Origin of the sequence: Peribacillus sp. NPDC096447, assembly GCF_044762725.1 — a bacterium.
In the GTDB taxonomy this organism is placed as follows: domain Bacteria; phylum Bacillota; class Bacilli; order Bacillales; family DSM-1321; genus Peribacillus.
In genome coordinates this window covers 499572-514159 of the sequence record NZ_JBIWEV010000003.1, presented here as the reverse complement: position 1 = coordinate 514159, position 14588 = coordinate 499572, and the positions used below count along the sequence as shown (strand labels likewise).

The window sequence follows — 14588 nt, the reverse complement described above, 5'->3', positions numbered from 1 at the left end:
TTAGACAACACGAAGGAGGAAATAGTATGTGGGTTTACATTCTAGTTGGCGTACTGGCATTGATTGCTGGAGTAGTGCTGGGATTTTTCATCGCTCGTAAATACATGATGGATTACTTAAAGAAAAATCCGCCAATTAACGAACAGATGCTGAAAATGATGATGATGCAAATGGGTATGAAACCATCCCAAAAGAAAATTAATCAAATGATGAGCGCCATGAATAAACAACAAACAAAATAAACCTTGGTACATAAGGGTTTATCAATTGATGGTTGCAATTATAAAGGTGATTTTTCCTCTACAAACCCTGTAGAGTGAATCCTTCATCAAGAATTTGCCTTATTTTTGGTTTAACCTTCATCTAACTAATTTAAAACCACTTTTCCTGTTGAAAACTTAACCATAGGAAAGGTGGTTTTTTTGTTGGAGTTTGAAGATGTGTTAAATGAATACTTGTACTACTGTGAAGCAAAAGGTTTTACAGCAAAGACCATGAAAAATAAACATCAGGAGTACAAACAACTAAAGAAATATTTGAAGGAAAAAAGAGCAATTACAGAGTTAGAAAGTATCACCACTCATGATTTAAAGGCGTATGTGCGGTTTAAGCAAAACGATGGATTGCAACCACAGAGTGTTGTCACCATGTTCAAGATGATTAAAGCATTCTTTTCATGGTGTGAACAGGAAGAATATTTAAAAGAAAATATAGCGAAAAAGGTTGTACTTCCAAAAGTACCAAAAAAGGTTTTAAAGGGATTTACTGTTTCAGATGTACAAGAAATGATTGATGCCTTTACTTACAAGAATTACATTGAAGCAAGGAACAAGGCGATTATTGCTATGCTTTCCGACACAGGCATTCGTGCAATGGAGGTAAGAGGTTTGTTGACTGAAAATGTTAATGAAACATCAATCCTTGTATATGGGAAAGGAAACAAGGAACGAATTGTTTTCATTAGTCCGGCTTTAAAAAGGATATTAATTAAATATGAACGGATTAAAAAACAGTATTTCCATGACCAAGAAATAACCAATCACTATTTTCTTTCTTACACAGGCACAGATATTTCTCATGTAGGTTTGGACAACATCATAAAAGAAGCAGGTAAGCGTGCAAGAGTTGAAAACAAAAGATGTAGTCCGCATACATTCAGACATTTTTTTAGTGTTCAATGTATCTTAAACGGAATAGACATCTACACATTATCTAAATTACTTGGACATTCAGATATTTCAACGACACAACGATATTTACAATCGTTAGAAGATTTTGACCTAATTGAAAAGGCGATGCCCTCTAGTCCACTCATGAATTTAAGAGCGAAGAAGTGAATAAAAACCTAAAACCTATTGCTTACTACACAAAGAAAGTTGCACAGGAAGGTGCGAAAGCAAGACCGACATTCACAGGTTATAGAAACTCATTCCGTCATGATAGATTGTCGATGTATAAAAGAATGCTGAATGAAATAATTAGGAAATAAGATAAGAAATTTCTGTCCATTCAATGGGCATAAATTTCTCGTTCTGGGAAATTTATGCCCGTCTTTTGGATACTTTTTTCCACGCTAGGGAAATTTACGTCCAAAAAAAGGACAAAAAGTACCATGTATAAAGAAAAGATATTAAAAAGATAAGATATATAAAAGGGGTCGCTAACGCTCCTATCAATCTGTTTCGCTTGCGCGCTACTGTACCGCCTACGGCTCTATCTTGGGGTTCCACCCCAAACCCCTTTTTTACTAATATAAAATAACCTCTATAGGTCCACTGCTTCCAATACAATTAATGCTCCAATATATAACCCCTACAGGCATTGCGCTCACCTACTATTTTATATATTCTCCTTAAAATTCCCTCAATCTTTTTTCAGCATAACGAACAGCATCAAAGAAATCTTTCTCACCATATTTAGGGGATTTTCCTTCTGCTTTACATATTTCATTTTCTGCTTGCAATGCTGATACATCCATCATTATAAATGATGCTAATAACATTTTGTCTGCTTCTGAATAAGCCATGTATAATCTCCTTTAATTTGGTTTATTTATACTTAGTATTGACTTTATCATTATTTTTAGACATCTATAAAAACATTATTTCCAAAAATCTATTAAACCATTATTTGTTGCACTTGCTTTTTAAAACATACATATTGAAATTTTAACTAGACAGGCAATAATTTGATTTCCCTGCGTATAATCTTCCACAGGCATTAACCCCAAAAATAAAGGAAAGTGGCAAGCCAAAATGCAAGACGATACTCTCACTTTAGTCGAATAACACAAAACAGTAGATTCAAATAATTGGATGTAAAAGGCAGGTATATGATATTGATTTAAGGAGATAAAAACATACGTAAGAAATAAGAAGTTTTGGTAGGCAAGGCATTCTCATTTACTCCAATAAAAAAATTAAGGGGATGAAAAGATTGGGATGAGATGGACAGAACAAGAAAAGAGTATTATCACAAAATTTTACAAAGGTGGCGGTTGGCAGGAATGTATAAAGCACCTGCCAAACAGAAATAAGAAAATGATTTTCCATATGGCAAATAAAATGGGAATCCGTCAAGTATCATATAACGAAAATTATTTCCAGAAAATTGATACTATTCCTAAGTCATATTGGCTTGGATTTATTTTTGCCGATGGCTGTGTAACTAAATGCAAAGGTGCCAAAGGTTACAACTTTTCGATGAAACTCAAAGATGGTGATTATCCATTTTTGTGTAAGTTCAGCAAAGCGATAGGACATTCAACAGGTATTAGGCACTCCGCTGACAAAAGTTATTGTTACATTTCAATTAGAAATGATAAATTATGTGACGATTTGATTAAACTAGGTGTGGTCACTAGGAAAACATATATAGATAATTCTCCTGTATTTTCAAAAATCCCTAAGAAATATCATAGCCATTTTGTAAGGGGGTATTTTGATGGTGATGGAACAGTGGGAGTATATTACGATAAAAGTCATAACAGTTATAGATTTTTGTTTAGTATTCTCTGCCAGAACAAAGGGATTTTACAGAGCATAAAATCATGCTTCGATGAAGTTGGTGTAATTTCGAACATACAAGCAAATAAAACTCACTACAAATTAAATGTTGGAAATAAAAGAAGCATGGTCGCTTTGTTCGATTATCTCTACAAGGATAGCGACAATAATAATAGGATGAACAGGAAATATAAGAAATTTGTTTCTGCTATTAAAAATTTGAACAACTAATAAGGGGGGTAAAAAACGTTATGTACTTAACGTATACCAAGAATGGGTTAGGCGTTATTTTTTACCATTTTAGTATTCTGCATGATAAACTTATAGTACAAACCATAAGGAGAGTGGAGTGAAGTATGAGGAAGTATATGTACAAGTGTTCATGTGGTCAACCTTACAATGTAGAACAAGAAGGAGATTATCCCTTCAAGGATGAATTTCACAGGGACTGTCCTTCATGTGGTACTAAGTTAAAGTATAAAGCATGTTGCATGTCTACTGATTGGGATTTTGACCCTAACTTTAAGAAGCAGGAAGTATAATAAGCAAAGATACTTACTTAATTGTAGGTGTCTTTTTTTTATCTAAAAAATGACACAAAACGCAGAGATAACCACGATAAAAGGTAGAGGGGATTAATATTTTTTACCCTTCAACTGAAAAAATTCAGTTTTGTACTTTGTACTAACCTCCTTTAGTACAAGTCAATTTTCCTATAAGATTTTTACCTTGTTCGATGGCTTGAACGACCATTGTAACATGCTAAGATTTTATCTTAGCGATAGCCAATTGAGGGAAACGGTACTATCCATACTGTTTCCCTATTTATTATTAAATTAAAAGGATGATGTTAAATGAATGACATGGCGAAGCAAGACAGATTAGAACAGGTTCTAGCAGACGGTGAACAAATTCTAAATCGTGTAAATGCTCGGCTAGATAATATTGACGCAAGACAAAACAAAATAGAAGAAGCGATGAAAGCAATAGAAGGATTAACATATCTCATTGAATGGAAAGAAGCAAAGGAAGGTGTTAAGTAAGGATGGCACAGGTATTGGCGAATACCAATACACAGTTATAAAGTTCCAGAAAACTTAGCAACTCTGCAATCAACTACTTAGTATATGAATTTGTTGGAAGTTATAAAAGTGAAACTACTCTAGTAAGAGGTAAATCCAGTATTCGTTTCGTTTAGGTTGTTAAGGGGTGAAATAAAGTAGAATGATAGAAATTTTAATGGTGGCTGTCAACACCATCGACCTAACTGGTGTAGGTCAAATGTTGATTGATAACGGTATCTTTGCTGTCCTTTTCGGATGGCTTTTTTGGGATACTCGCAAAGAAACAAAAATTCGTGAAGAACGTTTAATGAATCACATTGATAAACAAGGTGAAGCATTAGATAGAATCACAGACACAATGGAAAAGATGGATGTTCGCCTAACTCACATAGAGGGGAAGGTAAACTCTAAAAAATAATTCAATGGAAGGGATAATTCGAAATGGAAGAAATCAATCAAGATAAAATAGCAAATGTAATTGAAGATACTCAACAAACTGATGATGTAGTTGAAGATGTACATACAGACGTTTCGGAAGACAATCAAGAGGTTGTTGAAGAAAAAACTTACACACAAGCAGACATTGATGCACTACAAGCACAGGTTGATGAATTATCGCAATATAAGCCAAAGGAATTAACGGAAGATGAAACTAAAATTCAACAAAAGTTAGAATCCATTTGGGACAGAGAAGTCAATCAAACACTCAAAGAAGAAGGTTTAGAAATCTTCGCAGAATTTATCAAGGCAGATGTGGATGACACAGAAACCTTAAAAAAACAAATCACTAAACTAAAGGAAATTGTTGGTTCGTTGGAACTATCCAATGGCTATCAACCCTCTAATCATAAAACAGTTGATGGCTATTCTATCGCAAAGAAGAATAAAGACGTTAATGGCATGATTAGGGAAAAATTAAAATTTTAAATAGAAAGAGGAAATTTAAATGTTAGATACTAACAAATTAACTTCACAAGAAAATATTCATCTTACTGATGAAATCGCAGTAGTTGCACCAAAAGCAACTCCATTCATGACACTATTAATAGGTAAAGGCAAAGTAAAATCTACTTCTGCTAAAGTCCACACTTGGAGAGAAAAAACTTTAGATTTCTCTGATGTAACAGTTGCAGAAGGTGTTGAAGCAACAAACTTCAAAAATAGCGTTCGTGCTGAATTAAACAACATCCTTGAAATCTTCTTGAAATCAACTTCTGTTTCTGGTACTGCACAAGCAAGTGGAGCAACTGGCGACTTATTCGCACAAGAAATCAATGACCGTTTGGCAGAGGTTAAAGTTGCAATCGAAAAACGCCTAATCGCAGGTGTTAAAGATGATGCTTCTGTATCTGGTGTACGTAAAATGGCAGGTTTGCTTTCTTATGTTGATGCAGGTAACACTTACAATTCAGAAGGTGTTAAAGCAATTTCAGAAAAAGACGTTCGTAATCTTGCTCGTAAACTATTTGACGCAGGAAACGAAAACGCTGAAATCTATGCTCTAGTTTCTCCAGATTCTAAAGAGTGGATTGATGAACTATACAAAGCAAACTACAACTACACTCACAAAGAAAACAACTTCGGTATTGTGGTTTCAAGCATCAACACTAACTATGGTACTATCAACTTCGTTGTTGACCGTTTCATGGCTAATGACAAAATTGTTGCTTTCGATATTAACGCTGTTAGCGTAGCATTCCTACGTCAACCTACTTTCGAACAACTTGCTAAAACTGGCGATAACATAAAAGGGCAAATCGTTGCAGAAGCAACACTTGAAGTTGCATCTCGTAAATCAGTTGCCCTATTGAATATCAAACAAGTGTAATTGATGTAACAAATAATGATATATGGTAGAGGGTTTTTCCCTCTCCCAATATCATTTTGACAACCGTTTAAAATTTTCAATACAGGAGGTAAATCAAATTGAACACTAAAGATGAATATGTCTTAAAGCGTAGAAAGAAACGCATAAGATTAAGACAACTAGCAGAACACATCGGATGTTCGCAATCGTTAATCAGTCAATATGAAACAGGTAATTGCGAAATGGATAGAATCAAAGTCCAAAAATATAAGGATTTTATAGATAATTTTTAATTTGTTAAGGTGAAAGATAATTTAAAGGAGTGAAAAATGTGGAAGTAAAAGTAACTTAACTCTCCTTACTCAATAAGCACGTGAGTAAAAGGAGAAAAACGTACATAGACAAATGAATAAAAACGCAATTTTATTAAACATAAATTGGTGCAAAGCAAGAGAGCGAAGTTAAAACTTTCGCTAAGTAATGAAGAAAGATTTTAAAGAAAAATTTCCTCAATGGGTTTTTGAGGATGCAGATTTAACAGTATGTATGAGTGATGATATTGATAGTTTAGTAGGTGCAACAATCCTCAAACAAGTCAAAGGTTGGGAAGTAGAACACTTCTACGATTTTCACAATCTTTACTCCACAAACAAAAACGACAAACGAAAAGCAGTCGGTGTCGATATTGCTCTTGTAAATGGCAAGACATACGACAACCACGTAACAATGCTTTCTTCGACAAGTCAACCCAACATAATGAGTGCAAACCCCAACGTAATTGAAAAGGTATCCAGAGATAACTACACAAGCAAGTTTGCAATGAGTACAGCGTTATTATTATACGCACTATACGACATTCCACTACCATCAACAGAAGATGGAAAGTTAATGTTAATGGCTATTGATTCTAGTTACTTAGGATTCTATAAAGGATTCAAGAAAGTTCAATGTGATTGGTTAGAAAAGATGGGCATGGAAGAAATGATTCGCCTTCAAGAAAGACATGGATTAATGGATTTCGTAGAAGTAAAAAGAAGGTTCGGTTCATCTGACAAAATCATTATGAATGAAGATGGTGTTCTAGAAACAACAATGCAACTAGAAGGTATAAGCAACCTACTAGAATTAGATATTCAACTTCCAACAAAGGAATTTGAAATAAGAAAACAGTTTACTCGTACAAGTTACGACTTAAAGCAAGGCAGTTCATATGACAATGGAATGATAGAAATACATTACGACCCATTCTCATACGCCCTCACAGGCAAACAAAAATTACAAATGACGTTGATGTAATCAACAGTTAAATCAAAAAAGGAATGAAATAAATGGAAATGGAAAAATATTTCTTCTGCTACTCTACAAATCTATATGAGTTTCTGAGGTACACAAAGGGAATCGTGTTTATCTGCACAGCATTTCACGACAAAACAGGCAAACGATTCTGGTTATTCGAGCGTGATGAGGTTTTGTTAGAAGCGTTAAAGGAATATAACGAATGTGGCAAGCAATTAGGATTACATGCCAGGCAGGTTTAAACAACCTGCTAGATAAATAAAAGATAAATAAAAAGATAATTTAATTAAGGGGTTAATTTAAATGTTAAAAATGACAACAGGTAAATTCGTACAAATTCCAAATGTGGCGTTTGGGTTTGGTACAGAGTATAAATTGAACAAAGACGATATTAGGGTATATGCGTACCTTCAATGGGCAAGAAATGTTGGAACAATGAAAGTTAGAACAAATGTTGAAATCATCGTAGAAGATTTAGGGTGGGAAACAACAAAGGCAAGTCGTGATAAAACAAGAGTTGCAGTTGCACTCCAAAACCTAATGGATAAAGGATATATCGAAATGACCTTTAAAAAGGACATTAAGAAAGACAATCTAACAATCATCATCAACAAAGAAGAAATGAAGAAAGTTGAAGCGAAAAGCACAGTTGACTGGAAGACAAATCCTTTCACATTCAAAGGATATACAGATATTAAAGTGGATGAATATAATCTAGCAGACCAAAATGATTATCACTTGTTAATGGTTGGCTACTACCTATGGAGAAACAACGCTGGCTTCGAATACGCTATTTGCGATAACGAATGGGCAGATGTTCTTGAATTGGGTGTCAAACATACAAGAACAATCATTGACGATTATACGCCATTCCTAAACAAGATTTCTGGTGCTAAATTCAAAGATGAAAATGGTCAATGGAAGCAAGAGCCAAATACATATATTATGGACAAACACATGTCTATTGAGGACAAAGCAGAAAAGGTTTCAATTGAAGTAAAAAAAGAAACTTATGGCGAAAAACATATGTCAAAAGTTTTAGATGAAACAGTTATGACAAATAACAAAATTTACAAACAAATCTTTGATTTCAAAGTATTCCTCGAAGACGCTGGCTACAAAGTTTGGAAAGAAACAACTTGTGAACATACAAAGAAAACAGGTCAAATCAAGATTGACAAAATGATGAAATCAGAAGGTGGCAGATATGCTGTCGAAAGATTAGAAACTAAATATCAAAAAGATATTGATTCTGCTAAAGAGCGTGAAAGACAAAGGGAAGTCATGCACAAGAGAGCAGAACAGCACATGGCAGAGATGGAAGAAGAATATGTTCCTTCATTCAAACCAAAGAAGCAAGAAGATTTAAGTTTCTTTGACGATATATAAGAAAGAAAGGTAAATCAAATGACATTAAAAGAACAACTAAAGAAAGTAAGTAAAGAGAATCGTGCTTACTTTCATTATAAATTTCCAGATACACGTTTCGACCAAAGCAAAGAACAAAAGACAGAGCAGGAGTTTCTTGCCTATGTTGGTCGTAAGACAATGAATGGTTTTACAGATTGGGAGAAAACATTAGAGTACGCAAATCTTGTGGCTCTATATCTCCAATCAAAACAGGTTGATACACTTTATAAAATCTATGCAGTAGTTGAGGTGAAGGCACTTGAAGGTGACGATAAGGCAATTGCAACGCTATTAAAACTAAATAAAGAAATTAATCTTATGATTAAAGGATTTTCTTCTATTCAAGATGCAGAAGAAGATGAAGATGACTTGGTGATGTAAGATGAGCAAAATAAAACTTACAAGAAAAGAGAAATTAGAATTAATCAACAATGACCCTGTGTTGTGGCTTAAAAACTTCGTCAAAATCACAACAAATACAGGTGAATACGTGCCATTCGTGGTCAATGACCAACAAAAGCAATTCATCGAAGAAATGACACGATTTAACGTAATCGCAAAGGCACGACAAATTGGATTTTCAACTATGTCTATTGCCTTATGTTTATGGATGGCTTGTAACAGACCACGTACAAACTACATGATTGTATCGTATAAGCAAGAATCAGCAACATCGTTATTCGACAAACTGAAAATGATGTACGATGACCTTCCACATGACAGATATAAGTTTCCAAAAGATACACAAAACAACAGAAACCAATTGAGATTAGATAATGGTTCTTCAATCACATTGGCAGTTGCAGGTGGTAAAGATGTTGGTCGTGGTACTACATATGAATACATATTGCTTTCAGAGTTTGCATTCTATGAGAATCAAGATTCAATCCTATTATCGGCAGAACAAGCATTGGCAAAGAGTAAAACATCAAAATTAGTTATTGAAACAACCTCAAACGGTTTCAACTCCTACCAAAAACTCTTTATGAACGCATATAAGGGCAATTCAAAGTACAAAGCGTTCTTTTTCTCCTTCTATTCCACTTCATACGCTAAACAATTCAAAGATGATTATGATGAAGCAGAAATATGGTACAAAGCCAACAACGCAAGTAAACGCCTTACTAAAGATGATTTAGAACCAGAAGAATTATTCTTATTAGAATCTGGTGCAAACCTAAGGCAATTAATGTGGCGTAGATGGAAGTTGTTAGACATGAGTTTGCAACAATTCTATCAAGAGTTTCCTGCAACACCTATGGAATCATTCATTTCTTCTGGTTTGAATGTATTCGACCAACAAAAGATTGTTGAGCGTTTAAAATACGTTCCTAACTCATTGGAATATAAAGATATGAGAATGGTTGTTCCAGACAGCATTGCAAAATATGTTGGCAAGTCACTAATGATTTATCAATTACCAGTCAATGGCGTGAAATACTACGCAGGTGTCGATACAGCATCAGGTACAGGTGGTGACTACTCAACTATCTCAATGTTGAATGAGGATGGTGAGCAGGTTCTAAGTTTCTATGATAATAAAATCCCTGTCTATGACTTTGCAAAGGTTATTTATGATATTGGAAGATGGTTTAATTACGCTTATTTGACAGTAGAACGACAAGGTTTTGGTATTCCAATCCTAGAGCGTTTACGCAAAGAATATGAGTATATGAATCTACATAAGCACAAGGTTTTCAATCAACAAATGGGTAAACATAAGATTCAAATTGGTTTTAATACCACAGCAGTTACCAAAAACATAATGATTACAGATTTAAAAGAGCAATTCGAATTGGAAATGATTCTTATAAACTGTCAAGAAACCTTAGAGCAAATGCAGATATTCATTGAAAACGAAGGTAAAACAGGAAATAAAAAAGGCAATAGCAACCATGATGACAACGTTATCGGTCTAGCATTGGCAGTGCAAGCCAAGAAAGCGAATAAATGGTATGTTTAGGGAAAAATGTGCTAAAATACCCTTTATAGGGGGTAAAGTTATGGCTAAAGTTAAACTCAATAGGGGTTATGACCTTGATAAATGGAGAAAAAGAACTAAAGAACGAAGTGATATAACAGGGCATCTTACACATTTAACTAGAATAGAAGTAGATAAACCTGAAGAACTACAGGTTCTTGTTAAAAAAGGGATAGACACTCTTATCAAGATTTTAAAAGAACGAACAATAAATGGTAGTGAAACAAATAAAGGTTTTATTGTTGGAGATAATCCTTCTGTTTGTTTCCAAGAAGCACCTTTATATGGAGTTTGTCAAAATGTTTACCACGAACAACAGAATAGACAAACATTAGGTGGAAAAAATAGATATGATGCTATAGGTTTATCTTTTTCTAAGAGGTATGTTTTTGACAGAGGTGGAAGACCTGTACTATACGAAGATAAAGAAACTGCCAAAAAGATTCTACCAAAAGAAGAATGGTGGAGAATTGTAAACTTTAATCTAGCAGATGAAGGTAAAATTATTGATTGGACGCACGAACGAGAATGGAGAGTTAAAGGGAAATTTGAATTTGAACTTTCAGAAGTATATGTTCTCTTACTCAATCAAGAGTGTTATAGATATTTTATTGAACAAATGGACAAAGATACTCTGAAACAATTAAAAGGAATCATTGTTCTACAACCTATTTTAGAATAAAAAGAAAGATTAGTTTATCTGAGAAGAGGTTAAAAAATGGATATTATTAGAAGTGATGTAGATTTTGACTACAATGGAAAAGTGATTCCTGCGAGAATAGATACATACTATTACAAGGAAGCAGAAAAGGGAGAAAACGTTGTATTTACTTACAATGGTGTAACTGTAAACGTTTCATTTGATAAAGATGTGGTTTCATTTGAAACTGTTGCAAAGAAAGAGTGTTCTTTAATCGATGAATTGGGGCAGGATTACAAAACCTTCGATAAATATCGGAGAAACGTTAATAAAATTAGAAAGAATCATATTGTAATAAATGATAAAGTATATGACCATTACTATAATGATACAATAAGAAGCGGTTCGTTAATATATTATATGATGGGGATAACCATGAAAGATGGTCAAAGTATTGATGGTAGTTCTCCGAGTGAATTTTTCTATGAAGAAGATAGAAAGAGTAAAACTAAAACCTTTTATAATTTGACAAACAAAGTTAAAAATTATTATAAGGAAAAAGGAATAGAGCCAGAAGACCGTTACCTAAATGAAGGTTTAACAAAAGAGTATGTCGAGCAGTTAAGTTGGATTAGAAGTAGAGTTAAAAGTTTTATTTGAGCATCCTATATAGGGTGCTTTTTATTTTGGAAAGGAAGAAAGAAAAAATGAATATACAGGATTATATCAGGATAGTCCACAATGGTAATCCATTTTGGTTTATTGATGAAGTATCACATCCAGAAAATGCAAATCGCATTAAAGATACAGTTGAAAAGAAAAAATATTTGGATGGCACTCACGCTATTACAAATAGAGTAGTAGAAAACTACAATGGCAAACCATATGTGCAAAGAGCAGTAATGCTTCAATATGCTAAGTTGATTGTCAATCTAGAAACTACCTACTTATTGAAGCAACCACTTACAATCACAGGTGATGAGCGTATCGTGAGCGATATGAAACGTGTGTATAAGAAAGGTAAGTACAGCAAGGTTGACTTCGACCTATTGGCTAATATGGTTAAGTATGGTAACGCATATGAGTACGTGTATGTGAATAGTGTTGGAGATGTGAGCAGTAAGGTAATCGCTACTGAATGTGGCTATCCTATTTACGATGATGAGTTAAACATGATTGCATTCGTTGAATACTATACATCTTTAGAGAGCGACTTCTATATTGTCTATACACAAGATGAAGTGGTTAAGTATAGCACGATTGGTCAAGAAGACATAAGGATTGTTGGCTCTTATAAGAACGTTAGTGGTCTACCTATACACTATAAGACAAACAATGAGTTAAACGCTTCATTCGGTAAGAGTGACCTTGATGACTTCATTAACATCATTGATAGCATGGAAGATTTACTAAGTAAGTTTAGTGATTCATTCTATAAACATCACAATCCAATCTCTGTTGTAATTGGTCAACAATTAAGAGGTGAAGGATTAAACCCTCATATCGTTGGTGGTGGTATCACATTAGATGATGGCTCTGACTTCAAGATGGTATCTAATAACATTAATCATCAAGCATTCGAAACTATCTTCAATACTCTTATGCAACAATTGATTAACATTGCTTCTGTTCCTGCTGTTGCATTGAACGCTAGTGATGTGAGTAACCTATCTGAAATGTCTATGCGTATGTTGTATCAGTTGGCTGATATGAAGGCAGGAATCAATGAGAGATACTTACGTGAAGGATTAGAACAACGTAATAATAAGATTGTTGGACTGATGAATAAGAAAGGTAAAGCATATGATGAGGATGTCATTGATTCATTGGACATGGTGTTTCACTATGCACGACCTGTCAATGAAACAGAGGTAATCAACAACATCGTTAAGATGTTTGAAGTTGGTGCTATCTCTATTGAGAGTTTAGTTGAGATTTCGCCTTACGTTTCTAATGAGCATCTAGAATTGAAAAGAATCTTAGATGCAAAGGCAAGCGTAGGGGTAAGTGAAACACAAAACGTTACAGAAACAGAATCCAAAGAGGATATTGTCGAGTAACAGTAGAGTACGATGCAGGTGTATAAGATTATGGTGATACATTATCGTCCAGTTCGTGAGAACGTTGATATAACAGCGTTTTGGTGAAAAAAGTAATGCTATAAGAACGCACACCTGTTAATTATATATACGTGCGTACATGTGAGGGTGTGTCCACGTATAATAGACAGTCGAGCGAGTGAAAACGACCATGTTCATATCTTCGCTTATGGTTGATGATTGATTGGGAGGGTGAGAGGACAGATGAGATAATGAAGACAAATAAAAAAACGAATAAAACTGTAATCTTATACAGTAATGTTCGTGTATGCTAACTGCCTATAAACTAAATTATGTAAACTACTCTATAACGTACATTATGAGGGTACTTTTTCGTTCGTAATTTGTACGGATTTTGCTATCATGACGAACATTTTCATTACCCCATTTCTCAAAAATACCTCTCTAGCCAACCTCTCAACACACACCCTAAAAAATTCACTAATCCTTTTGTATTTATACAGAGGACAGATGCTAAATGAAAGGAGAATCCAGAAATGCTTATTGAAAAATTAATCACTCAGCCAAAACAGAGCATCGAATACTTATCAGAGAAACTTAATAACATGTTTCCCTTGATGAAACCAATCAAACAGAAACCCCTTATGACAACAGAACAATATAATGCAATTTTTCCTATAGTTGCTCACATGCTCTATCAAGAATTGGCTTTTGCTTCCTATGATACCACATTGGTTCATTTTGAAGAAGATGAAAATATGGAATATTTTTCAACTATAGGCATTGAATTAAATGGGTTCTACATAGCAGAACACAAAACAGCAAAGGCACACGTTTTTGTTTTTACATATGAAGGCATCTGGCTCTATAACAATGAACCGATGGATACACCTATTCATATTCTAGAGTTTATCAACCGTTGGGTCTGCAACTCTTACGAATGTTTAATTTACAACAAATCACTCACAAAGGAGAAGATAGATATGGATAATATCGAAAGATTACAAATGGAAATCGGTGGAATTGAACTACCACATGAAGAATTATTAGTTTACTTAGAAGAAGAAGGTATTGAAGGGTACACGCAATATAATGCTTCATCTAAAGCAAACAAGAAAGCGATTTACCAATCTGCTCTGTCAGTTTTAAACTCTATTGCTAACCAACCACACGCAATGAAAAACTATAAGCATGATGACATGACAGTTGAAAGTTTCGCTAAGTACCTGCAATCACGTATTGACCAATTGGAGAAGAAGATTCGCCAAATGCCAAATGAAGATGCAACACCTACAAACTTTTTCAATCTATTTAATTAATAAGAA

18 protein-coding genes are annotated in these 14588 nt (G+C 34.2%); 17 read left to right on the top strand and 1 reads right to left on the bottom strand.

From position 1 onward, the window contains the following. Window positions 1-26: 26 nt before the first annotated feature. Window positions 27-242 carry a YneF family protein gene (locus tag ACIQZD_RS13735; RefSeq protein ID WP_034312934.1) on the top strand — a complete coding sequence of 72 codons (216 nt, stop codon included), beginning with the start codon at window positions 27-29 and terminating at the stop codon, window positions 240-242. A gap of 183 nt (window positions 243-425) precedes the next feature. Beyond that, window positions 426-1337, top strand: a complete 912-nt coding sequence (locus tag ACIQZD_RS13730) for a tyrosine-type recombinase/integrase (protein WP_402903381.1) — start codon at window positions 426-428, stop codon at window positions 1335-1337. A 515-nt stretch (window positions 1338-1852) separates the two neighbouring features. On the opposite strand, the gene ACIQZD_RS13725 is transcribed toward ACIQZD_RS13730, so the two are convergent. Then, window positions 1853-2026: a hypothetical protein gene (locus ACIQZD_RS13725; protein ID WP_402903378.1), complete on the bottom strand. Its 174-nt coding sequence runs from the start codon at window positions 2024-2026 to the stop codon at window positions 1853-1855. 415 nt (window positions 2027-2441) lie between these two features. On the opposite strand from ACIQZD_RS13725, the gene ACIQZD_RS13720 reads away from it, so the two are divergent. From ACIQZD_RS13720 to ACIQZD_RS13650, 15 genes are all read left to right on the top strand, one after another. Then, the gene (locus ACIQZD_RS13720) at window positions 2442-3236 is read left to right on the top strand and encodes an LAGLIDADG family homing endonuclease (protein ID WP_402903375.1); all 795 of its coding nucleotides are present in this window, start codon (window positions 2442-2444) and stop codon (window positions 3234-3236) included. 623 nt (window positions 3237-3859) lie between these two features. Continuing rightward, window positions 3860-4048 (top strand): hypothetical protein, encoded by a 189-nt coding sequence (locus ACIQZD_RS13715; RefSeq protein ID WP_402903371.1) that lies wholly within the window; start codon window positions 3860-3862, stop codon window positions 4046-4048. Between the two features lie 181 nt (window positions 4049-4229). Beyond that, window positions 4230-4487: a BhlA/UviB family holin-like peptide gene (locus ACIQZD_RS13710; RefSeq protein WP_402903366.1), complete on the top strand. Its 258-nt coding sequence runs from the start codon at window positions 4230-4232 to the stop codon at window positions 4485-4487. A gap of 23 nt (window positions 4488-4510) precedes the next feature. Next, window positions 4511-4996: a xanthine phosphoribosyltransferase gene (locus tag ACIQZD_RS13705; protein WP_402903364.1), complete on the top strand. Its 486-nt coding sequence runs from the start codon at window positions 4511-4513 to the stop codon at window positions 4994-4996. A 19-nt stretch (window positions 4997-5015) separates the two neighbouring features. Next, entirely contained in the window at window positions 5016-5897 is an 882-nt protein-coding gene (locus ACIQZD_RS13700; RefSeq protein ID WP_402903361.1) for an SU10 major capsid protein, read from the top strand. Between the two features lie 98 nt (window positions 5898-5995). Beyond that, window positions 5996-6169, top strand: coding sequence for a helix-turn-helix domain-containing protein (locus ACIQZD_RS13695; RefSeq protein ID WP_402903358.1), 174 nt, complete (start codon window positions 5996-5998; stop codon window positions 6167-6169). Window positions 6170-6356: 187 nt separating this feature from the next. After that, a complete protein-coding gene (locus ACIQZD_RS13690) occupies window positions 6357-7172 on the top strand; it encodes a hypothetical protein (protein ID WP_402903354.1) in 816 nt (271 codons plus the stop codon). A 32-nt stretch (window positions 7173-7204) separates the two neighbouring features. Further along, window positions 7205-7414 carry a hypothetical protein gene (locus ACIQZD_RS13685; protein WP_402903349.1) on the top strand — a complete coding sequence of 70 codons (210 nt, stop codon included), beginning with the start codon at window positions 7205-7207 and terminating at the stop codon, window positions 7412-7414. A 61-nt stretch (window positions 7415-7475) separates the two neighbouring features. Further along, a complete protein-coding gene (locus ACIQZD_RS13680; protein ID WP_402903346.1) occupies window positions 7476-8561 on the top strand; it encodes a hypothetical protein in 1086 nt (361 codons plus the stop codon). A gap of 18 nt (window positions 8562-8579) precedes the next feature. Further along, a complete protein-coding gene (locus tag ACIQZD_RS13675) occupies window positions 8580-8963 on the top strand; it encodes a hypothetical protein (RefSeq protein ID WP_402903343.1) in 384 nt (127 codons plus the stop codon). Window position 8964: 1 nt separating this feature from the next. After that, entirely contained in the window at window positions 8965-10545 is a 1581-nt protein-coding gene (locus tag ACIQZD_RS13670) for a terminase large subunit domain-containing protein (protein ID WP_402903341.1), read from the top strand. Window positions 10546-10585: 40 nt separating this feature from the next. After that, window positions 10586-11245, top strand: a complete 660-nt coding sequence (locus ACIQZD_RS13665) for a DUF2971 domain-containing protein (protein ID WP_402903338.1) — start codon at window positions 10586-10588, stop codon at window positions 11243-11245. 36 nt (window positions 11246-11281) lie between these two features. Further along, entirely contained in the window at window positions 11282-11863 is a 582-nt protein-coding gene (locus tag ACIQZD_RS13660) for an energy-coupling factor ABC transporter ATP-binding protein (RefSeq protein WP_402903335.1), read from the top strand. A 47-nt stretch (window positions 11864-11910) separates the two neighbouring features. Continuing rightward, window positions 11911-13263: a phage portal protein gene (locus ACIQZD_RS13655; protein ID WP_402903749.1), complete on the top strand. Its 1353-nt coding sequence runs from the start codon at window positions 11911-11913 to the stop codon at window positions 13261-13263. A 536-nt stretch (window positions 13264-13799) separates the two neighbouring features. Beyond that, a complete protein-coding gene (locus ACIQZD_RS13650) occupies window positions 13800-14582 on the top strand; it encodes a glutathionylspermidine synthase (RefSeq protein ID WP_402903333.1) in 783 nt (260 codons plus the stop codon). The last annotated feature ends 6 nt before the right edge of the window (window positions 14583-14588 follow it).

Excerpts from the sequence above, each read along its gene's own strand:
- ACIQZD_RS13735 (WP_034312934.1), top strand. The coding sequence starts at position 27 with ATGTGGGTTTACATTCTAGTTGGCGTACTGGCATTGATTGCTGGAGTA.
- ACIQZD_RS13725 (WP_402903378.1), bottom strand. The coding sequence starts at position 2,026 with ATGGCTTATTCAGAAGCAGACAAAATGTTATTAGCATCATTTATAATG.
- ACIQZD_RS13720 (WP_402903375.1), top strand. The coding sequence starts at position 2,442 with ATGAGATGGACAGAACAAGAAAAGAGTATTATCACAAAATTTTACAAA.
- ACIQZD_RS13715 (WP_402903371.1), top strand. The coding sequence starts at position 3,860 with ATGAATGACATGGCGAAGCAAGACAGATTAGAACAGGTTCTAGCAGAC.
- ACIQZD_RS13710 (WP_402903366.1), top strand. The coding sequence starts at position 4,230 with ATGATAGAAATTTTAATGGTGGCTGTCAACACCATCGACCTAACTGGT.
- ACIQZD_RS13705 (WP_402903364.1), top strand. The coding sequence starts at position 4,511 with ATGGAAGAAATCAATCAAGATAAAATAGCAAATGTAATTGAAGATACT.
- ACIQZD_RS13700 (WP_402903361.1), top strand. The coding sequence starts at position 5,016 with ATGTTAGATACTAACAAATTAACTTCACAAGAAAATATTCATCTTACT.
- ACIQZD_RS13690 (WP_402903354.1), top strand. The coding sequence starts at position 6,357 with ATGAAGAAAGATTTTAAAGAAAAATTTCCTCAATGGGTTTTTGAGGAT.
- ACIQZD_RS13685 (WP_402903349.1), top strand. The coding sequence starts at position 7,205 with ATGGAAATGGAAAAATATTTCTTCTGCTACTCTACAAATCTATATGAG.
- ACIQZD_RS13680 (WP_402903346.1), top strand. The coding sequence starts at position 7,476 with ATGTTAAAAATGACAACAGGTAAATTCGTACAAATTCCAAATGTGGCG.
- ACIQZD_RS13675 (WP_402903343.1), top strand. The coding sequence starts at position 8,580 with ATGACATTAAAAGAACAACTAAAGAAAGTAAGTAAAGAGAATCGTGCT.
- ACIQZD_RS13670 (WP_402903341.1), top strand. The coding sequence starts at position 8,965 with ATGAGCAAAATAAAACTTACAAGAAAAGAGAAATTAGAATTAATCAAC.
- ACIQZD_RS13665 (WP_402903338.1), top strand. The coding sequence starts at position 10,586 with ATGGCTAAAGTTAAACTCAATAGGGGTTATGACCTTGATAAATGGAGA.
- ACIQZD_RS13660 (WP_402903335.1), top strand. The coding sequence starts at position 11,282 with ATGGATATTATTAGAAGTGATGTAGATTTTGACTACAATGGAAAAGTG.
- ACIQZD_RS13655 (WP_402903749.1), top strand. The coding sequence starts at position 11,911 with ATGAATATACAGGATTATATCAGGATAGTCCACAATGGTAATCCATTT.
- ACIQZD_RS13650 (WP_402903333.1), top strand. The coding sequence starts at position 13,800 with ATGCTTATTGAAAAATTAATCACTCAGCCAAAACAGAGCATCGAATAC.